Here is a 19,490-nt window from a genome sequence, read left to right as displayed (position 1 = left end):
TTCGCTCCTCTGCTCAGCGCAGGCTGATCGGCACGGTGATGCTCTGGCCCAGGGCCGAGCGGACGGTTACGGTGGCCGGCGACGCCGGGCCGCTGCCCGTGGTCGAGACCGACAGCCGCCAGCGCGCGCCCGTGGTGGCCGGGCTCAAGGTGGCCAGGCCCAGGTCGAGCGCACCACTGGTGGTGGCGGCCGTCACCCGAATGCTGTTGCCGGTGGCTTGCGAAGTGGTGCCGGCCAGCTCCCAGGTGTAGCGGTTGTTGCTGCGCACCTGGACCGTGGCACTGCTGACCTGCAGCTGGTCGGCCACGGGCGCCGGGGTGACCGCGATGCTGACGGTCGCCGGTGCTACCGAGACTGCGCCCAGGGCGTCGCGCGCCTCATAGGTGAAGACCGCGGTAAACGGTGCAGTCACTGTCGCAGGCGGTGTGTAGATCACCTGTGTACCGGTGCTGACCACCGAACCCTGCCCTGAGTCGGGCTGGGCCAGGCCGGCAACGGTCAACGGCAGGTTGCGGTCGGGGTCGCTGTCGTTGGCCAGCACGTTGAGGGTGAGCGGGCTGCCGGCGACCGCTGCGCCGCTGTCGGCCATGGCCACGGGGGGCTTGTTGGCGCTGTGGTCATCGCCGTCGTCGTTGCCGCCATTGTCATCACTGACGGTGCGGAAGCTGGGCAGTGCCGCAGAGCTGATGTACTCGACGCCGTCCCAGCCTGGCAGCGGGGTAGGCATCACCTGGAACTGCCCTGGGTGTTCCAGGTCCCAGCGCAGCAACATCGACGAGTCCTCGTGCTGGGTGTTGTGGCAGTGCTCCATGTAGGTCCCGGCGAACTCACGGAAGCGGATGGCCATTTCGACGTCGACCGAAGAGTCGACTTCCTGGCCGATGCGGTAGACGTCCTTGCGCGCCCACTTCTCCCATTCCGGCGGCGCCTTGCCATCGCGACTGAGGATCACCCCCTCCTCGAAGTGCACGTGCACCGGGTGGCTCCAGCCATTGCCGCCGTTCTTGATCTTCCACACTTCCAGCGTGCCGTCCCCGCTGAAACCGCCATCGGTGGCTTCGCTGGCCAGCTGAGGTGCGGCGCTGATCCGCCGTGGGTCCATGCTGTAGCCGAAACCGCCGTCGGACTTGACCGTCCAGGGCGCGGTGTCGGTGCCGTCGGAGCGGCCGAAGGTGAACTCGCGGTGGCGCGCCGCGCTGATCCTGGCCTTGTCGCCGGCATCGTCGCGGTTGATGGTCAGCGGGATCATCTTCAGGCCGGCGGGTTTGCCCGGTTTGGCCGGTTCATAGGCCACCGGGTCCATGCTCAGGTCCTGGCCGCTGTAGGGCTGCACCAGCAGCTGCAGGAACTTGCCCACCACCGGGTCGCCCTTGTCCCATTCCGGGCCCTTGCTGGCCTGCTTGATGACCGCCTTGTATTTTTCCGAGAGCACGTCGGCCAGCGCGATGGCCTTGTTCGGGCCTTTGCCGGTGGCGTGCTCCATGAGGTTGACGAAGTACAGCTTGTCGCCGGCCTTGATCCCGTTCTTCGCGAAGTTGATGACGATGTCGTAGCGTTCGGCGATCGCCTGGGTCGGCAGGATGGCGTTGTTGTCCTGGCGGTCGCCGTCGCCATTGAGGTCCAGGGTGCCGTCGAACGGCACGGCATGCTCGAGGAGGTTGCCGTCGTTGGCGATCATGTGGAAGGGCACCCGCGCATACGACAGGTTGGAGCCCGACGGGCCTTTGAATTCACCACCGTTGCCGGCTACCTCGCGTACCACTGCGAACTTGAAGTAACGCGACACCGAGCCGTTGAGAAGGCGGAAGCGGTAACTGCGCGCGCGCACCTTGAGGCGTGGCTCGTATTGCCAGTTGACCAGGATCTGGTCACCGAGGAAGCCGTCGGTGTTGAACGGGTTGAACCACAGCTGGCCGTTGGCATCCCAGGCCTTGTCGGCGATCACCAGGTTGACGTCGTAGTCACGGTTGCCCCAGGGCATCGCCGCACCGCTGGGCAGGCGCAGGTTGACCCCGTCCTGCAGCGCCTCGTTGCCGCGGTCCAACGCGCTGTAATAGTTCATCATCACCGCGTTGCCCTTGTAGACGTTCTGCGCGGTGAAATCGAGCATGTGGTCGTGGAACCAGTGGGTGCTCATGGTTTCGCGCCAGTCGCCGCGGATCTTGATGCTGCCGTTCTCGCAGGTTTTCAGGCCGGGCGTGGCGTCGTTGACGAACAGCGTTTCGCCGGGCGAGCAGGGGAAGGCCGCCCGCGGGTCCTGGGCGCGGGTGTTGATCGTGTCGTAGCCGGCCAGCTGCACCGGCCAGCGATAGTCGTAGTACTGGCCCGGGAAGAAATAGGCATTGGCAAAGCCATCGCTTTCGGCCGGCGAGTGGCCGTTGTGTTCGTGGGTGGAGATGGTGTGCAGGCCAAAGCCGCCGTTGGCCGAGGGGTCGATCGGCAAGGCGTTGTAGTGGCGCATCAGTATGGGTTGGCCGTAGCGCACCATCAGCAGCTTCGCCGGGAAGGTGCCGTCGAAGGTCCACAGTGCCTTGTGATTCTGTAGCGGCATGTTGGGGTGGAAGCGCGTGTCGATGCCCTTGGTGGTGCCCAGCGTGGTGGGGATATCCGAGGTCTGGTAGTACAGCCCGCCAGGGCCGAATTCGCCTTTGGCATAACCGTGCAACTGCTTGCGGTCACGCAGCCCCTGGTTGATCCGCGCCCCGGCCTGCGCCGTCTTGAACGCCACCTGCGGGTAGAACTCGTTCCAGCGCTGGTGCGACCAGCCCTTGCCTGGCGGCCGGCCTTCGGCGGGTGAGCCGACCGAGTGGCGGTTGAGAAACACCTCGATCTGCGCCTTCCACGGGTTGCGGTCGAGCACGTTGGAGAACTGCGAGGGGAACGGGTACAGCCCCGGTTGCTTGAGGAAGGCCTCCAGGGCATTGCCGTTCGGGCTGCTGCGGGCGACGTTGTTCGGGTCTTGCGCCGGTGCCGGGCCGGTGACCGGGAGCGGGAAGCTCAGGTCCGGCGGCGGCAGGGTCGGGTCGAGTTTCTCTGGGCCGAATTCTTCGAATAGCAACAGTTGCTGGGTAAACGCCTCGGCGCCGAACAGCGGGCTCGGCTTGCCGTTGGTGGGGTATTGGTTGGACGTCTGCTGGGCGGGCGGCAGCACGTTGTCGATGCGCACCGTCGAGCGGTCGCCGAACACGCCGTCGCTGAGCTCCAGCGCGCCTTCGTTGGCTTCCGGCAGGGCCTTGAGGTCTTCCAGGGCCTGCGCCGGGTTAGCCGGGGGATCGTAGAAGGCCGAGGGATCGGTCGGTGGCGGCTGGGAAACATCGTCCAGTTGCGAGGCGCCTGCCGCGCCCAGCCCGAGGCTGAGCAGCAGCGCCGTGATCGAAGACAACCTGAACGCCTGAAGCGGCGCACACATCGCAGCGTGTTTTTTCATCACCTATGCCTCATGTTGCGCAGATCGGCCAGAGGTCCACCGGTCGATGGCCTATTGCCTTGTTTTTCAGGTGATCAGCAACAACTGCGCCAGGTGATGTAACACATGTATTTCAATTGATTTCATGGGATCCAAAGGGCAGAACAGCGCGAGCAGCTCAGTCTCTGGAAGGGGATTTTCGCCCAGTTTCGGGTGGGCTCACCCAATAGCGGTGGGGCCGCGGCGCAGTCAAGCGCTGTCGCTGATCCAGGTCAGCAAGCGCGCCGTGCCTGTCTCGGGCTGGTTCAACACAGGCGCCTCGAGCATGGCCTTCATCCGCCGTCCCAGGCCAAGCACGTGCTCGATGAAACCCGGCGCTGTGCTGCCGCTGGTTTCGAGGATGTTGCCGCTGCGCTCATGGACGATGGACAAGTGGTACTGCTCAGCAGCGTTGAGGCCGCCGCTGCCGGCCAGGACCACGCTGTAGCCCTTGCCGAGAATCGTCCGCAGGCGCTGCTGCACCAGCTCCAGCAAGGGCAGGGAAGCCTCGCCGGGCAAGGGCGTCGGCGGAGTGTTTAGGGTGACGGTGGGCATGTGCGTTACCTGCGTGGCGTGCGGGCTGTTGGGGGTCGCCAGCATAGGCAAGGCGACTGTCAACTTGGGTTAAGCAAGGGTAAAAGCAGGTAATCAGAAGGTCTGCCCGAGCGAGAACTGGAAGATCTCGGTCTCGGCCCCGTCAGGTTTTTTCAGCGGCGCGGCAAGGCTGAAGCTCAGCGGCCCCATGGGGCTGTACCAAGTGAAGCCGACGCCCAGCGAGACCGCCAGCTGATCCAGGCTGACGCCGCCGCAGCCCTGTGTGGTGGCCAGGTAGCAGGTGTCGGCGAAGACGTTGCCCGCGTCGAGGAACACGGAGCTGCGCAGTTGCCGCTGGTCCTTGACGAAGGGCAGCGGGAACAGCACTTCGGCACCGCCGGTGACAAGGATGTTGCCGCCCAGCGCATCCGTGTCGCGGTCGGAGTAATAGGCCTGGCCGGCACTGGAGTAAGTGCCGGTCGCAGGGGTATTGCGCGGCCCGAGGGTGCCGTCCTTGAAGCCCCGCACCGAGCTGATACCGCCGGCGGTGTAGTTCTCGTAGAACGGCAAACCCTCTGTGGAGCCATAGCCGTTGCCATAACCGAGGTTGGTGTGCAGGCGCAACGAGGTGCTGCTGGTCAGCGGCACGAAGGTCTGGCCACTGTAATCGAGCTTGTAGAACGACAGGTCGCTGCCGGGCGTGGTGGCCATGAACGTCAGGCTCTGCGAGTGGCCGCGGGTCGCCAGCACACCCTTGTTGAGGGTCGACTCGGACCAGCCGATGGACGCCTTGAGGTTGTTGAAGCTCTTGCCTTCGCGCGCGACGAAGTCGTAGATCTCGTCGGCGCTGTAGGTGCCGGGGCTGAGGTCGTCGTGCTGCAGGGTCAGGCCATAGGTCAGGCGCGAGGTCTCGCTGATCGGGTAGCCGATGCTGGCCCCGGCGCCGTAGCTGTTGATGGCGTAGTAGGACACCCCGTCATCGTAGTAATCGCTGTAGTCGGTGCTGCTGTAGAAGGCGTTGTAGCCCAGGCTGACGCCGTCGGCGGTGAAGTACGGGTTGGTGTAGCCGAAGTTGTACTTGGTCTGGTACTCGGAGCGGGTCAGGCCGAGCGAGACCTTGTTGCCGGTGCCGAGGAAGTTGTTCTGGCTGATCGAGCCACCGAGGATCAGACCGGCGCTCTGGGCAAAACCGACGCTGGCGGTGATCGAGCCGGAGGCTTGCTCTTCGACGCTGTAGTTGACGTCGACCTGGTCGTCGACGCCGGCCACCGCTGGCGTCTCGACGTTGACTTCCTTGAAGAAGCCCAGGCGCTCGAGGCGAGTCTTGGACTGGTCGATCAGGTAGGTCGAAGCCCAGCCGCCTTCCATCTGGCGCATCTCGCGACGCAGCACTTGGTCTTCGGTCTTGGTGTTGCCGCGGTAGTTGATGCGGTTGACGTAGGCACGCTTGCCCGGGTCGACCACGAACATGATGTCGACGGTGTGGTTTTCATCGTGCGGTTGCGGCACGCCGTTGACGTTGGCGAAGGTGTAGCCTTCGTTGCCCAGACGACGGGTGATCAGGTCGGACGTGGTGGTCATCACCTTGCGCGAGAAGACCTGGCCTGGCTGTACCAGCAGCAGCGACTGGACCTGGTCTTCGGGCACCTTGAGGTCACCGGAGAGCTTGACGTCACGGACGGTGTACTTCTCGCCTTCGGTGATGTTGGCGGTGATGTAGACGTGCTTCTTGTCCGGGGTGATCGACACCTGGGTGGAGGCGATGTCCATGTTGATGTAGCCGCGGTCCAGGTAGTACGAGCGCAGGCGCTCGAGGTCACCGGAGAGTTTTTCGCGGGCGTACTTGTCGTCGTTCTTGAAGAACGACAGCCAGTTGGTGGTCTTCAGCTCGAACAGCTGACCGATTTCGTCATCATCGAACACGGTGTTGCCCACCACGTTGATGTGCTGGATCGCGGCCACCGTGCCTTCGTTGATCTTGATCTTCAGGCCGACGCGGTTACGCGGCTGCGGCACGACTTCGGCATCGACTTCGGCCGAGTAGCGGCCCTGGGCCACGTACTGGCGCTGCAGTTCGTTACGCACGCCTTCGAGGGTCGCACGCTGGAAGATCTCGCCTTCGGCCAGGCCCGATTGCTTCAGGCCCTTCATCAGGTCTTCGGTGCTGATCGCCTTGTTGCCTTCGATCTCGATGCTCGACACCGACGGGCGCTCGACCACGTTGATGATCAGGACATTGCCGTCGCGGCTCAGCTGGATGTCCTGGAAGAAGCCGGTCTTGAACAGCGAGCGGGTGGAGTCCACCAGGCGACGGTCGTCGGCCTGATCACCGACGTTGAGGGGCAACGCGCCGAACACGCTGCCGGCGGATACCCGCTGCAGACCGTTGATACGAATGTCATCTATCCTGAACGGCGCTGCCTGGGCCAGTGAAGCCTTGAGCAGGAGGATCGATAACAGCAGTCGCGGGTAGTTCATCGGGCACTTCCAGGCAGGCGTATTCGGTGGGCATGGCAGGCTCGGGGAACACGCGCCGGACAGGCGCGGCCCCCGCCAGGCCAGCGGGCGATGAGGATAAGGGTGGGGTGTGTACGGCGCGGTTAGGCATGGGTAAAGATGTGTAAAGTTTGCTCAGCCGACGAGGGCAGTGGGCGATCATTGGCCCCTGAAAAGCCCGCCAAAGCGTATTGCCCATGATCCCCGTGCTGCTGGTCGACGACGACCGTGAACTCACCGAAATGCTCGCCCAGTACCTGGCCCGCGAAGGTTTTTGCGCGACCACCGTGGCCACCGGCGAGGAGGGCGAGGCGCAGGCGCTCAGTGGTGCCTATCAACTGGTCGTGCTCGACGTGATGATGCCGGGCATCTCTGGTATCGAAGTGCTGCGGCGCATTCGCGCGAAGAGCCAGGTCCCGGTGCTGCTGCTCACCGCGCGGGGTGACAACATCGACCGCATTGCCGGGCTCGAGCTGGGCGCGGATGACTACGTGCCCAAGCCCAGTTCGCCCGGCGAGCTGGTAGCCCGGCTGCGGGCCATTCTGCGCCGGGTGCAGCCGCAACTGATCGCTGAAAGCATCGCCCCCGAGGCGGTCAGCAGTGGTGCCCTGACCCTGTGGCCGGGGCGCCGCCAGGCGGCGTGGGCGGGCGCCAGCCTGGAGCTGACCGGCTCGGAGTTCTGCCTGCTCGAGGCCCTGGCGCGCCAGGCTGGCCAGCTGGTGAGCAAGCAGGACCTGTCGCTCAACGCCCTGGGCCGGCCGTTGACCCGCTATGACCGGCGCATCGATGTGCACATCAGCAGCATTCGCCAGAAGCTCGGCCCGCGCCTGGACGGCAGCAGCTGGATTCAAAGTGTGCGGGGCATGGGCTACATGCTGATCGTCGAATGATGCGCCGGCGGCTGTTCTGGAAGCTGTTCCTGGCGTTCTGGCTGGCCAACTGCCTGACCTTTCTGGTGGGCGCCGGTGCCTTCATGCTCGATGAGCTGCGCGGCGACACCCCTGGGCTGCGCTCGCTGCTGGTCACCGAGTTGAACATGCTCCAGCGCTTCGACGAGCAGGCCGGCCGCCAGTTGCTGCAGGTTTCGCCGCAGCCGCCGGGTGTCCAGGTCGGCCTTTATGATGACCAGGGCGAACTGCTCGCCGGGCGGGCAGTGCCACGCCCCCTGTTCGAACGCAGCGTCACCGGCACCGATGGCCGCTTGTTGATCCTGCGCGCCTCGGCGGCGAGCGACCTTGACGAACAGCCGCGGCCGCGCGGCATGGGCCCGTTGCTGACCGGCACGCTGATGAGCGCATTGTTCGCCTTGCTCTGCAGCCTGTACCTGACCCGCCCCTTGGCCTGGCTGCGCGAAGCCATGGGGCAGGTGGCCCAGGGCCGCTTCGACGTGCGGGTCAAGCCCCGGCTGGGCCGCCGCCGTGACGAGATCGTCGACCTCGCCGAAGACTGCGACCGCATGGCCGGCCAGCTCAAGGCGCTGGTCGAGGCCCAGCAGCATCTGCTCCACGACATCTCGCACGAGCTGCGCTCGCCGCTCACCCGCCTGCACGCCGCCATCGGCCTGTTGCGCCAACAGCCGGAACGGCGTGAGATGCTCGAGCGCATCGAGCGTGAGTCACGGCGCATGGATGACCTGATCGAGCAGCTGCTGACCCTCGCCCGCGCCCAGTCGGACCAGGACCACGCCGATTGCGAGGCGCTCGATGTGGTCGAGTTGCTGGCGCAGATCGTCGAGGATGCCCGCTTCGAGGCAGGCATGCGCCAATGCCAGGTGCTGCTGGTGGCGCCCCAGCCATTTATCACGCGGGGCCACGAAGAGTTGCTGTACCGCGCCTTCGAGAACGTTATCCGTAACGCCGTACGCTATACCGCGCCGGGCAGTGAAGTGCGGGTCGAGGCGATGCTGGAGCAGGCCGGTGAGCGTTTGCGGGTGACCATCAGCGACCAGGGGCCTGGCGTTGCGCCTGAGCGCTTGCAGGCGATCTTCAACACGTTCGATCGCGGTGGCGACAGTGGCGGCGACGGCTTTGGCCTCGGCCTGGCCATCGCCAGCCGCGCGATCAACCTGCATAAAGGTGTTATCGCTGCCCAGCCCGCTGACGGCGGCGGGCTGCTGGTGCGAATCGAGTTGCCAAGGCTGGGCTGATTACATCACCTGCAGCCCCAGCCCCGCCAACAGCATGCTGGCCTGCGCCCGGGAGATGGTCGCGCCCTTGAACAGCTTGGCATCCACCAGGCGCAACCCGTGCAGGCTGGCCTCGCGCAAGTCGGCGCCGTCGAAACGCGCATTGTTGACGCGGGCCATCGACAGGCTGCCGCCCTCGGTGAACACCGCATGGCGGAAGTCGCAGTAACTCAAGTCGGCCTCGGCGAAGTCCAGGTTGTACAGCTCCGACTTGTAGAAGGACATGCCCGACAGGCACGCGCTGCGCAGCACGCAATCCTTGAACGTGAGGCCCAGCGTCGCGCTGTCGGCGAAGCTGGCGCCGGTCAGTTTGCAGCCGTCGAACGCGGCATGCGCCAGTTTGCTGCGCTGCCAGACCGTGTTGTTCAAGTCCGAGTTGATGAAGCTGGCTTCTTCCAGGGTCGCCGAACGGAATACGGCCTGCGAGGCACGGCAGCTTTGCCAGTGGCTGTGCGACAGGTCCGCCGCCGTGAAGTCAGTACCGTAGAACATGCACCGTTCGAAGCGCACGTGGGTCAGCGCCAGCCGCGAAAGATCCTGTTCGCTGAAGTCGGCAGCGGTCACCCACAGCGTTTTTGTCTGGCTCGATAGCCATGCCGCAAGCGGGGCGTCGGCCAGCTCTTCTGGCCCGATCTTGCAGTAGTCATGCTCAGGGGGCATGGTTGGTTCCCAACGTTGGACTTCTCGAAAAAACGACGGCGTCGTCTGCGATCTCAGTGAGCGATCGGGTCGCTTCGCCAGAGAGGCGGTCATGGTGGTAGCGGGGCTCCCGCTAGTCAATATTGACCCGGCACCGGCTTGTGTGAACAAAGCGCCAAGAGCCGGTCGCTACTTGACCTCCGGGTGCGCCAGCCGTTCATAAATGAACTCCACCGCCGCCCGAATCTTCGGAATCGGGTAGCGCGACTGGGCATAAAGCAAGTAGATCCCTGTCTGTGCGCTTCGGCTTACCGCCACAGGCTGCTCCAGCTCGACGACCACCAGCGCGTTGCGCTCCAAGTGAGCGCGCAGGCTCCATTCAGGCAGCAGCACCATGCCGCGATGCCGGCACGCCATGGCCAGCAGGCTCGCGCCATCATTGCTGATGAAGACCGGGTCAATGGCCGGGTAGACCCACTCCTGGCCGTCGAAGCCCAGCCACTTGAACACGCTCTTCGGGCCGCGATACAGCAGCGCCGCGTGGCTGGACAGGTCATCCAGGGTTTTCGGTGTACCGCGCTGGGCCAGGTAGGTCGGTGAGGCGGCAAGGACGAAGCGGCTCGGGTCAAGCCGTCGGGCGACCACCCGGTGCTCCGGCTGTACACCGCCACGGATGGCAATATCGACCTGATCACCGCCCAGATCCACCAGCTCGTCACTCAAATGCACGTCCAGCAGGATGTCCGGGTAGCGCTCACTGAAGTCCTCCAGCACGGGCATCAGCATCAGCCGGCCGTAACCCGCCATGCAACTGATCCGCAGCATACCGCTCGGGGTGTTGCCGCGCTCCCTGACCAGCTCTTCCGCAGCCTCCAGCTGGGCCATGCCGAGGCTGATCTGCTGCAGGTAGACCTCACCGGCCTCGGTGAGTCTGACCGTACGGGTGGTCCTGTGCAGCAGCTGTGCGCCAAGGGCCTTCTCGAGTTCGGCGATACGCCGGGAAATAGATGACGCCGGCACGTCAAAGGCTGCAGCAGCCTCGGTGAAGCTGAGGGTCTGCGCCACCTTGGTGAAGTAATTCAGCGCACGCAATTTATCCACGGATGATCCCTCAACGCTCACTGTTGCTTTAAAGACAAAACATTTTACTGATTATGCATATTTCGTCGCGAGGGATTGTTGCTTAGTTTTGTCAGCATCTAACCTAAGAGGACGATTTCACATGAAAGCCAACCTGCAGGCCCGTTACACCGAGCGTGGCGCCATCCCTGAGGCGGTCATCGAAGCGGTGCCCTTCGAGTTGCCAGCACTCAAACCGGGCCAGGCGCTGATTGAAGTGCTGGCGGCGCCGATCAACCCCAGCGATGTCCTCATCCTGACAGGCCAATACGGCGCCTTGCCGCCGCTGCCCGCCATCGGCGGCAACGAAGGGGTTGGCCGCGTCGTGGCGCTGGGCCCAGACACGGCCGGCGTTGCAGTGGGCCGTGTGGTGCTGCTTCCCGTGGGCTCAGGCACCTGGACGACCCACCTGGTCGTCGACGCTGCGCGGTTGATCGCACTCCCGGACGGGGCTGATCACCAGCAGCTCAGCATGTTGGCGGTCAACCCACCGACTGCGGCATTGCTGTTAAGGGATTTTGTCGACCTGCAGCCCGGTGACTGGATCATCCAGAATGCTGCGAACTCGGCCGTGGCGGGCTATCTGATCCAGCTGGCCGCATTGCGCGGGGTCCGCACGGTCAACGTGGTGCGCCGTGAGTCGGCAGTCGCCGGCGTTGCAGCGCTGGGAGCAGATGTGGTGCTGGTGGACGGTGATGACCTGGCCGCGCGGGTAAGCGCCGCCACCGAGGGTGCCGCCATCAAGCTGGCTGTGGATGCGGTGGGCGGCGCTGCAACGCGGCGTCTGGCGTCGACCTTGGCGCAAGGGGCACCGGTTGTGGCTTACGGTGCGTTGAGCGGCCAGCCTGCAGAGCTTTCGCCAAGGGATCTGATCTTCAACGACATAACGCTGAAGGGCTTCTGGCTGGCTCGCTGGTTCCGCACGACCGCCCCCGCGCAGCAGGTCGAGCTGTTTGCCGAGCTGGCTGGCTTGATCGCCGAGGGCAAGCTTGGCGCGCCGGTGGCGGCGACGTATGACCTGTCGCGGATCAAGGAGGCTGTGGCTGCGGCTGCGCAGGGCGAGCGCAGCGGCAAGATTCTGATTACCCCGAACGCGTGATCAGGGAGTCGCGGCCTAACCAGTGTGTACCCTCAGTTCGCCAAGCCTGCTTTTTCCAGAACCTTGTCGAGCCATGACTGGTCCAGCGCACCTGTGGCAATCTCCGCCTTGACCGCGTCTTCGTGGGCCTCGTGCTCACGCGCCTTGCCGAGCACCTGCTCGGCAAGTTCTTGAGGAAACGCCACGACGCCGTCTTCGTCCGCCACGATGATGTCACCCGGCGAGACGATCATGCCGCCAACCGAAACCGGTACATTGATTTCGCCTGGGCCGCTCTTGTACGGCCCACAGTGAACCACCGCCCGGGCATAGCAAGGGGTGGACTTGAAGCTTTCGACATCGCGAATCGCCCCGTCGACGATGAAGCCTACGCAGCCCCGCTGCTCTGCGTAGAGCTTGATCAATTCGCCGATGACCGCATTGTTGGTGTCACCCTGAGCGTCGATGACCAGTACGTGACCCGGCTCGATCAGGGTCAGCGCCTTGTAGATGAACAGGTTGTCGCCAGGACGGGTCTTCACCGTCAACGCAGTCCCCACGATCTTGCCTGAGGTGTTGTAGCGGGTAAGCCCACGCGCACCGATATGTCGACCAAGGTTGTCGCTGATGTGCGGGGTCACGACTGATTGGAATGATTCGATCACATGCGCAGGGGCGAGGGTTGGCGACGGCAGGATACGAGACCCGGGTAACAGCATGACAATCTCCTGAATGACTTGAACCAACGGGGTAGGTGTCGATGGTAGGAGAGAAGTGCTGTTACTTTTAGCGATATTTATTGAATCAAAATGATCGCTTCAGGTGATAATAAGCCGGGTGAAGTCGCATGCGCGTTGCGCCAGCCGGGCGACTTCGCTGCTGAGCCCTTGATAGCGATCAGCCCGATGCACGCAAACATAGCTGATCGGTGGCAGCGGCAAGTCGGTGTGAATGACCTTCAAACGCCCCTGCTCGATCAATGCGCTCATGCATTGCCTAGGCAGGTAGCTGAGCCCGACGCCGGCTATCGCCAGCCCCACCTGGGCAACCAGGTAATTGCTGGTGAGGGTCCTGGTCAGCCGTACATCGTGCTCCGCCAGCCAACGCTCATAGGTTTGCCCAGTCCCTGAACTGCCACCCTGGGTGAGCACGGTAAACGACGACAGCAACTGCAAGTCCATGGGCTCGTCACTGGGGTAGAGCGACGGTGCGCACATCCAGGCGTTTTCGACAGACGCCAGCGGGGTGCTGATGAAGCGGGCATCGCGGAAAATGTCAGGCACGATGATCAGGTCAAGCTCGTCCGCTTCAAGCCGGCGCAAGAGGTCGGTGCTCAACTCGATAGACGGCTCCAGATCGACCTTTGGATAGGTCTGGTGGATCTGTTCGACCAAGGTCGGTAGCCAGGTGAGCGCGGTGAGCTCGGTAACCCCCAGCCTGAAGCGTCGGACCAGGGTCTCCTTGGAACTGATGCGATCCAGCAAGTTATCCCGCTGTCGCAACATGTCAACCGCGCAGCCATGTAGCTCGAGGCCTTTCTGGGTAAGCCGGGCACTGCGTTTGGAGCGATCGAAGATGGACACACCAAAGGCATCCTCGAGTTCCTGCACGCGTTTGGAGATCGCCGATTGAGACATGTTCAGCTTGGCCGCAGCCGCTTCGAAGCTACCCAGCTCGACAATCCAGTAGATGGCCTCGATTTGCTTCAACGTGATCATCGTTCGCTCCAAGCTCGAAAGCGCTGCGTCAGAACGGCTGTGCCGGGTTTGCAGGGCTGGGAAGAGAAAATGATTGTCCACTAAAAGTGATGATACGTCGTGAGTATTTGTCGCTTTTTTTCTACCTTCGTCGCGCCTAGATTACCGCCGAATTACAAAAACAAAGGTGTGAAACTATGTCGACCGCTGAGATTGCCCAAGCCAAAGGGCGCAGCAGTTACCGGTGGATCGTGGCTGGGATGATCTTTTCGATCTACACCATCGCCGCTGCCGACAGGGCGAACCTGGGCGTTGCATTGCCGTTCATTCGCCAAGAGTTCGAGATGAGCAACGCCGAAGCGGGTGGGCTGATGAGCCTGTTCCTGCTGGCCTATGCGTTGGCGCAAATCCCGGCGGGCTTGGCCTTCAGCCGCCTGGGCGTGAGCCGGATACTGCCGACCGCCATGGTCATGACCTCGGTACTGACCGGCTTGGTGGGCACTGCAGGCTCACTGCTTGCGTTGAAGGTCTATCGATTCGGCCTGGGCCTGGCTGAAGGGCCGCTGCCGATCAGCATGACCACCACCATCAACAACTGGTTCCCACCGAGGGAAAAGGGCATTGCTTCAGGCATCTTCCTGTCCGCGGTCAAGTTCGGCCCGGTCATTGTGCCACCCCTGTGTGCGGTGATCATCGCGGTCTGGGGCTGGCGCGAGGTGTTCTACTTCTTTGCAATACCCGGCATCCTGCTGTCGATCGCCTGGTATTTCATGATTGCCGATCACCCGTCGAAAAGCCGCTTCGTCAATCAAGCGGAGCTGGACTACATCACCGACGAGACGCCATCCGGCTCCGTCGTCAGCACTAAACCCGCCGAGCACAAAGCCGCAGGACTGGGCCTCAAGCGCCTGGACTTCTTCATCCGTCGCCGCGAAGTGTCTGCGCTGGAGACCAAGCGCCAGGTATTCGGCTCTTGGCTGATCTGGGGAAGCGCGCTTGCGTACTGCTTCCAGTTGGGCGTCTCGAGCGTGTTGTTGTCCTGGATCCCTACGTACCTGATTACCGTCAAAGGCTTCTCGCTGATGAACATGGGCCTGGTCTCGGCAGCGCCTTGGGTAGGGGCGGTGCTCGGCAACCTGTTGGGCGGGTACTGTTCGGACCGTTGGTTGGGTGGACGCCGCAAGCCCGGGATGCTGCTGTCGGCGCTGGGTACGTCGGTGATGATGTACCTGTTGATCCACTCGCCTGCCGACCCGCTCTCGTACGGTCTGTTGCTGATGGCGACCGGCGTCGTGCTGAGCTTCGGCTTCTCGTCGTACATGGTTTATCCCATGGCACTGGCGACCAAGAAAACCTTCCCGGTCGCCAACGCGATCGTCAACATGGTCGGACAGCTAGGGGCCGCAGCGACGCCGTTCCTGACCGGTCTGTTGCTTGACAGCTACGGCTGGAACTACGTGTTCACCTACCTTGCAATTGGTTCGTTCGCCAGCTTCGTGCTGTTGCTGACGATCCTGGAGCCGGTGCCAAAGGCCAACAAGGCGTGACCGCACGGTGTATGGCGTCACCCGTTGTGATCAATCAGTCTGTTTGAAAGGAGTTAACGATGCACGCAGAAGATAAAGCGCTGGTCGCACTGTTCGAAGGCCTGGACACCCCCGGCGTTTCGGATGCCCTGGACAAGCTCGGCCTGCCTGGCCACTGCTTTGGCGTCATGCCGCTGGACAATTACAAACAGGTCGTCGTGGGGCCTGCTTTCACGGTGAAGTACGTATCGGCGAGCGTGCCGCCAGGCACCGTTGGCGACTTCATCGAAGAGGTCGCTGAAGGCGATATCGTGGTCATCGATAACGATGGCCGCACCGATTGCACCGTGTGGGGCGACATCATGACCCAGTACGCGGGCACTCGAAACATCGCCGGCACGGTGATCGACGGCGTCTGCCGCGATGTCAACAAGGCCTTGGGTGACGCGTACCCACTGTTTACCAAAGGGCGTTTCATGCGCACCGGCAAAGACCGTGTTCAAGTCGAGTCGGTCAACCAGCCCGTGTCCATCGGCCAGGCCCGTGTCTGCCCTCGCGACATCATCGTTGCGGATGCCAACGGGGTGGTTGTAGTGCCGCGGGAAAGGGCGCAGGAAGTTGCCCAGGTGGCCCGCCAGATCGAAGCCATCGAAGCGGATATCCGCGCATTGATCAGCCAAGGTCGCACCCTCAAGCAAGCGCGTGAAGAGTTGGGTTATCACACCTTGCAACGCAAGTCGTAAGTGTTCTGCTGCTGATCCCCGGCAGGCCCAGGCGGCAAGTGAGGCGTTCATCGAGTTGAACGCCTCACTTGCCGCTTTTTGCGTGGTGCGTCAGCGCCACTGCGTCGAAAAGACCTGCGCTGGCAGGTCTATCTGTTATGCCCACATTGTTTAGCAGCTGCGGGTAAGCCTCTTTAATATTGGCGCGCGCGTTCTCTGCGCCTTTCCCCTGCATACCCTGCCAGGTGACAACGTGGCGCTTGCAGGTTTCCACTCGCGAGCAGTGCTTGCGAATCGATCGAATTCTTGAAGGTTTACCGTGCACGCTGAAGCTCGTCTTCCCGGAGCCTCGGGTATTTTTTGCCTGGGCATGCTGCAGATCTTTGTCTGGGGCGGTTCGTTCTTTCTCCTCGCGGTCATGGGTGAGCCGATCATGCGCGACACCGGCTGGGGCAGCCAGTGGGTGTACGGTGCGTTGTCGTTGAGCCTGATGATCTCGGCGTTGCTGGCGCCCATCTCGAGCCGTCTGGTGGCACGTCATGGCGGCCGCGTGCAATTGGCCTGCAGTGGCCTGATCGTCGCGCTTGGGCTGTTGATCGTCGCTGCCAGCGAAACCCTGCCAGTGTTCCTGCTGGCCTGGGCAGTGATCGGTATCGGCATGGCGGCGGGGCTCTATGAAGCCCTGTTCTCCACACTTGGCGCGCTTTACGCGGAGCGGGCGGGCAGGGCCATCACCGGCATTACCTTGATCTCAGGCTTCGCCACGACCCTGGCCTGGCCGCTGGTTGCATGGGCCATCGAGCACGTGGGCTGGCGCGCGACCTGCGTGGGTTATGCGCTGCTGCTGATGCTGGCGACCCCGCTCTATCTGAAGGTGTTGCCAGGCGGTGGCAGGCTACGCCAGGTCAAAGGCAGCACCGAGCAAAGCAGCCCGCCAGTGGACAGGCGGCTGTACGCGCTGTTGATCTGGATCTTCGCGCTGGGCGCGATCACCATGACGGCGATCTCGGTGCAATTGGTGGCCGTGCTCCAGGGGCTGGGCTACTCGCTGGCGGCGGCGATTGCCCTGGCGTCACTGCTCGGCCCGAGCCAGGTGGCCTCACGGGTTCTGCAAATGATCGCAGGCAAGCGTCATCCGATCTGGACGGCGCTGGTTTCGGCGGTGCTGGTGGCCATCGGAATGCTGCTGGTGGCCTTCGCGCCGGGCGCCACGGCAGTCGGCTTGCTGCTGTACGGCCTTGGTAACGGCTTGCGGGCGATCGTCCGTGGATTGCTGCCGCTGGTGTTGATGCCGGCCTCGCAGTACGTAGCGCTGATGGGCAGGATGTCGCGCCCATCGCTGATCGGCCAGGCGCTGACACCCCTGGTCGGTGGTTACCTGATGCAGCACTTTGGCGCAATGGGCGTGCTCGTCACGCTGTGCAGCCTGGCGGTGATCAACGTAGTTCTAGTGGGGCTGGTGTTGAGGTCCTTGCAACGTTCTCCCGCGCATGAGCCATAGCGCCTGAGCATATCTGTTAGGCCGTAAGGCCGTCTGCCGCAGCCTTTGATGTTATGCAACGCTAGTACCGCGACTGTTGAAAAATAACAACAAAAGGTACTGACATGCATGCACAAAGCCCTACGGCTCAGCCGTTGACTCGCAAAGAGCGCACTACCGCCATCGTCGGTGTCTGTTCAGGCAACCTGGTGGAATGGTTCGACTTCTTCATCTACGCCTACACCTCCATCTACTTCGCATCGCTGTTCTTCCCCAAGGGCGATCAGACCAGCCAGCTGCTGGCCACCGCCGGTATCTTTGCCGTCGGCTTCTTCATGCGCCCGTTGGGCGGCTGGATCTTTGGCTACATTGCCGACACGCGCGGGCGCAAGATCTCCATGATCATCTCGGTGTTCATGATGTGCGGCGGCTCGCTGATGATCGCCGTCATGCCGACCTATGAAATGGTCGGCGTCGCGGCACCGATCCTGCTGGTGATCGCACGCTTGATGCAGGGCTTGTCGGTAGGCGCCGAGTACGGCACCGGTGCCACCTACATCAGTGAAGTCTCACGCGCTGGGCGGCGCGCTTTCTACGGCTCGTTCCAGTACCTGACGATCATCGCCGGGCAATTGCTGGCGCTACTCACCGTTGCCGTGCTGCAGCAGGTGCTCTCCGAACAGGACTTGAAGGCCTGGGGCTGGAGAATCCCGTTCTTCATCGGTGCGCTGGCATCGGTGGTGGTGGTGTACCTGCGCCGCACCATGCGTGAAACCGCCACCGAGCAAGACATGAAGCGCAAGGAATCCGGGTCGATCAAGGCCCTGATGCAGCACAAGCGCGCAGTGTTGCTGACCTTCACCCTGACCATCGGCTGCTCGCTGTATTTCTACACCTTCACCGCCTACATGCAGAAGTTCCTGGTGGTCAGTGTCGGCATCCCCGCGCCAACCGTGAGCCTGCTGATGGCCGCTGCGCTGGTGATCTTCATGATCGCTCAGCCGCTGTTCGGGTTGCTTGCCGACCGCATCGGCGTGCGCACCAACATGATCATTTTCGGCACGCTGGCGACGTTCCTGGTCATTCCTTTGCTCACGGCCATCAAATCGACACAGGACCCTTACGTGGCGTTCTCGCTGGTGGTCGCCGGGTTGCTGATCGCTGCGTTCTACACACCGGTGACGGGCGTGCTCAAGGCCGACCTGTATCCAGGTACGGTGCGCGCACTGGGGGTAGGGCTGCCTTATGCGGTAGGCGCGGCCATGTTTGGCGGGTCTGCCGAGTATGTCGCCTTGACGTTCCGCGCGTCGGGCATCGAGTCCTACTTCTACGTGTATGTCTCGGCGATCGGCGCGATCACCTTGATTTCTGCCGTGCTGATGCCTGACCTGGGCAAGCATGGCTACCTGGACGGTGACGGCAAGGTCGAGGAAAACACCGGCATCCGCAAGTTGCTCAACCGCAGAGCGCAGCCCGAAGGCCTGAAGGTGGGGGATCAATGATGTCAGCAGAAACCAAACGGGTCTTTCGCTTCGACGTGTGGTACCACCCGATCATGGCCCAGGTCTTTGCCGACACGCCCGGGTTCGAGCTGAACACGGTCGCCCGCAGCGCGCCCAGGCAAGACATCCTCCAGGCACTGCGGGCCAGCCATGTCTACCAGATCCCGTCAGCCCGGGACGAGCTGCCCGCCGGCTGGCGGGCCGACGCCGAGCTGCTGGCACAACTGCCGCAACTGTTGTGCGTCTCCACCAACGGCGCCGGCTATGACACGGTCGACCTTGAAGCCTGCACCCGGGCAGGGCTGCTGGTGCTCAACCAGTCAGGCGCCAATGCTCAATCTGTGGCGGAAGCGGCGATCGGCCTGATGATCGACTGTTCACGGCGGATCAGTGAGTCCGACCGCCGTCTGCGCCAGTCGCGCGGTTATTCGCGCGAACACCTGATGGGCTCGGAGCTCTACGAAAAGACCCTGGGGCTGGTGGGTATTGGCGAGATCGGTACCCGGGTGGCGGGCATCGCCCGGGCACTGGGCATGCGGGTCGTGGCATACGACCCGGGGCTTACGGTCGAGCAGGTACGCGACAACGGCGCTGTGGCGGTCGATCTGGCGACACTGCTGGCCGAGAGTGATGTGGTTTCCCTGCACTGCCCGCGCTTGGCCGAAACGGTGAACCTGATGAACACCGCCACCTTTGCGCAGATGCGCCAAGGCGCGATCTTCATCAACACCGCACGCGGTGGCTTGCACGATGAGGTGGCCTTGCACCAGGCGTTGGCCAGCGGGCATCTGGGCGGGGCGGGTATCGATGTCTGGGACCAGGAACCGCCACCGCTCGACCATCCGTTGCTGGCGTTGGACACGGTGGTTGCGCTCTACCACACCGCGGGCGTCACCCGTGAAGCCAGGCAGCGCATGGGGCAGTGGGCTGCGCAGCAGATCATCGAGGTCATGGCCGGTCGGCCGGGACCACGGATGGTCAATCCGCAGGTGTTCCCACGCTTCCTTGAACGGCTGCAGACTGGGGATCACAGCGCCCTCTGATAGCAGGTCGCTGAACGGCCTCGA

The 19,490-nt window shown here is 63.2% G+C and carries 15 protein-coding genes; 8 read left to right on the top strand and 7 right to left on the bottom strand.

Annotated elements, in window-relative coordinates:
• Positions 1-13: 13 nt before the first annotated feature.
• From CCOS865_RS21365 to bamA, 3 genes are all read right to left on the bottom strand, one after another.
• A complete protein-coding gene (locus tag CCOS865_RS21365; protein WP_119144542.1) occupies positions 14-3,427 on the bottom strand; it encodes an Ig-like domain-containing protein in 3,414 nt (1,137 codons plus the stop codon).
• A 228-nt stretch (positions 3,428-3,655) separates the two neighbouring features.
• A complete protein-coding gene (locus CCOS865_RS21360; RefSeq protein ID WP_119144539.1) occupies positions 3,656-4,000 on the bottom strand; it encodes a hypothetical protein in 345 nt (114 codons plus the stop codon).
• 93 nt (positions 4,001-4,093) lie between these two features.
• Positions 4,094-6,457 (bottom strand): outer membrane protein assembly factor BamA, encoded by a 2,364-nt coding sequence (gene bamA, locus CCOS865_RS21355; RefSeq protein ID WP_119144537.1) that lies wholly within the window; start codon positions 6,455-6,457, stop codon positions 4,094-4,096.
• A 215-nt stretch (positions 6,458-6,672) separates the two neighbouring features.
• On the opposite strand from bamA, the gene CCOS865_RS21350 reads away from it, so the two are divergent.
• Positions 6,673-7,365: a response regulator transcription factor gene (locus CCOS865_RS21350; RefSeq protein ID WP_119144535.1), complete on the top strand. Its 693-nt coding sequence runs from the start codon at positions 6,673-6,675 to the stop codon at positions 7,363-7,365.
• Positions 7,362-8,621: a HAMP domain-containing sensor histidine kinase gene (locus CCOS865_RS21345; protein ID WP_119144533.1), complete on the top strand. Its 1,260-nt coding sequence runs from the start codon at positions 7,362-7,364 to the stop codon at positions 8,619-8,621. Before CCOS865_RS21350 ends, CCOS865_RS21345 begins: the two co-directional genes overlap by 4 nt.
• Here CCOS865_RS21345 and CCOS865_RS21340 read toward each other — a convergent pair whose 3' ends face one another.
• Both CCOS865_RS21340 and CCOS865_RS21335 read right to left on the bottom strand, forming a co-directional pair.
• The gene (locus tag CCOS865_RS21340; RefSeq protein WP_119144531.1) at positions 8,622-9,320 is read right to left on the bottom strand and encodes a pentapeptide repeat-containing protein; all 699 of its coding nucleotides are present in this window, start codon (positions 9,318-9,320) and stop codon (positions 8,622-8,624) included. It abuts the gene before it with no gap.
• 168 nt (positions 9,321-9,488) lie between these two features.
• Positions 9,489-10,400 (bottom strand): LysR family transcriptional regulator, encoded by a 912-nt coding sequence (locus CCOS865_RS21335; RefSeq protein WP_167469090.1) that lies wholly within the window; start codon positions 10,398-10,400, stop codon positions 9,489-9,491.
• Between the two features lie 121 nt (positions 10,401-10,521).
• Between CCOS865_RS21335 and CCOS865_RS21330 the strand changes: the two genes are divergently transcribed.
• A complete protein-coding gene (locus CCOS865_RS21330) occupies positions 10,522-11,517 on the top strand; it encodes a zinc-dependent alcohol dehydrogenase family protein (protein ID WP_119144527.1) in 996 nt (331 codons plus the stop codon).
• A gap of 32 nt (positions 11,518-11,549) precedes the next feature.
• On the opposite strand, the gene CCOS865_RS21325 is transcribed toward CCOS865_RS21330, so the two are convergent.
• Entirely contained in the window at positions 11,550-12,215 is a 666-nt protein-coding gene (locus CCOS865_RS21325; RefSeq protein ID WP_119144525.1) for an RraA family protein, read from the bottom strand.
• 99 nt (positions 12,216-12,314) lie between these two features.
• Positions 12,315-13,214 carry a LysR family transcriptional regulator gene (locus CCOS865_RS21320; protein WP_119144523.1) on the bottom strand — a complete coding sequence of 300 codons (900 nt, stop codon included), beginning with the start codon at positions 13,212-13,214 and terminating at the stop codon, positions 12,315-12,317.
• A 176-nt stretch (positions 13,215-13,390) separates the two neighbouring features.
• Here CCOS865_RS21320 and CCOS865_RS21315 point away from each other — a divergent pair, with 176 nt between their 5' ends.
• The 5 genes from CCOS865_RS21315 to CCOS865_RS21295 all read left to right on the top strand — a co-directional run bounded on the left by CCOS865_RS21315 (position 13,391) and on the right by CCOS865_RS21295 (position 19,466).
• Positions 13,391-14,740, top strand: coding sequence for an MFS transporter (locus CCOS865_RS21315; protein WP_119144522.1), 1,350 nt, complete (start codon positions 13,391-13,393; stop codon positions 14,738-14,740).
• Between the two features lie 59 nt (positions 14,741-14,799).
• A complete protein-coding gene (locus tag CCOS865_RS21310; RefSeq protein WP_119144520.1) occupies positions 14,800-15,462 on the top strand; it encodes an RraA family protein in 663 nt (220 codons plus the stop codon).
• Positions 15,463-15,811: 349 nt separating this feature from the next.
• Positions 15,812-16,942: an MFS transporter gene (locus tag CCOS865_RS21305; RefSeq protein ID WP_119144518.1), complete on the top strand. Its 1,131-nt coding sequence runs from the start codon at positions 15,812-15,814 to the stop codon at positions 16,940-16,942.
• 104 nt (positions 16,943-17,046) lie between these two features.
• Positions 17,047-18,423, top strand: coding sequence for an MFS family transporter (locus CCOS865_RS21300; RefSeq protein ID WP_119144516.1), 1,377 nt, complete (start codon positions 17,047-17,049; stop codon positions 18,421-18,423).
• A complete protein-coding gene (locus CCOS865_RS21295; RefSeq protein WP_167469089.1) occupies positions 18,423-19,466 on the top strand; it encodes a hydroxyacid dehydrogenase in 1,044 nt (347 codons plus the stop codon). The genes CCOS865_RS21300 and CCOS865_RS21295 overlap by 1 nt, the downstream gene beginning before the upstream one ends.
• Positions 19,467-19,490: the final 24 nt, after the last annotated feature.

The organism is Pseudomonas reidholzensis (assembly GCF_900536025.1).
In the GTDB taxonomy this organism is placed as follows: domain Bacteria; phylum Pseudomonadota; class Gammaproteobacteria; order Pseudomonadales; family Pseudomonadaceae; genus Aquipseudomonas; species Aquipseudomonas reidholzensis.
Note: the sequence above shows the minus strand (reverse complement) of the source record. Positions and strands in the feature narration are given on the sequence as shown.

Coding starts and splice junctions, on each gene's coding strand:
- CCOS865_RS21340 (WP_119144531.1), bottom strand. CDS start 9,320: ATGCCCCCTGAGCATGACTACTGCAAGATCGGGCCAGAAGAGCTGGCC.
- CCOS865_RS21305 (WP_119144518.1), top strand. CDS start 15,812: ATGCTGCAGATCTTTGTCTGGGGCGGTTCGTTCTTTCTCCTCGCGGTC.
- CCOS865_RS21295 (WP_167469089.1), top strand. CDS start 18,423: ATGTCAGCAGAAACCAAACGGGTCTTTCGCTTCGACGTGTGGTACCAC.
- CCOS865_RS21365 (WP_119144542.1), bottom strand. CDS start 3,427: ATGAAAAAACACGCTGCGATGTGTGCGCCGCTTCAGGCGTTCAGGTTG.
- CCOS865_RS21360 (WP_119144539.1), bottom strand. CDS start 4,000: ATGCCCACCGTCACCCTAAACACTCCGCCGACGCCCTTGCCCGGCGAG.
- CCOS865_RS21330 (WP_119144527.1), top strand. CDS start 10,522: ATGAAAGCCAACCTGCAGGCCCGTTACACCGAGCGTGGCGCCATCCCT.
- CCOS865_RS21315 (WP_119144522.1), top strand. CDS start 13,391: ATGTCGACCGCTGAGATTGCCCAAGCCAAAGGGCGCAGCAGTTACCGG.
- bamA (WP_119144537.1), bottom strand. CDS start 6,457: ATGAACTACCCGCGACTGCTGTTATCGATCCTCCTGCTCAAGGCTTCA.
- CCOS865_RS21300 (WP_119144516.1), top strand. CDS start 17,047: ATGCATGCACAAAGCCCTACGGCTCAGCCGTTGACTCGCAAAGAGCGC.
- CCOS865_RS21325 (WP_119144525.1), bottom strand. CDS start 12,215: ATGCTGTTACCCGGGTCTCGTATCCTGCCGTCGCCAACCCTCGCCCCT.
- CCOS865_RS21345 (WP_119144533.1), top strand. CDS start 7,362: ATGATGCGCCGGCGGCTGTTCTGGAAGCTGTTCCTGGCGTTCTGGCTG.
- CCOS865_RS21350 (WP_119144535.1), top strand. CDS start 6,673: ATGATCCCCGTGCTGCTGGTCGACGACGACCGTGAACTCACCGAAATG.
- CCOS865_RS21320 (WP_119144523.1), bottom strand. CDS start 13,214: ATGATCACGTTGAAGCAAATCGAGGCCATCTACTGGATTGTCGAGCTG.
- CCOS865_RS21310 (WP_119144520.1), top strand. CDS start 14,800: ATGCACGCAGAAGATAAAGCGCTGGTCGCACTGTTCGAAGGCCTGGAC.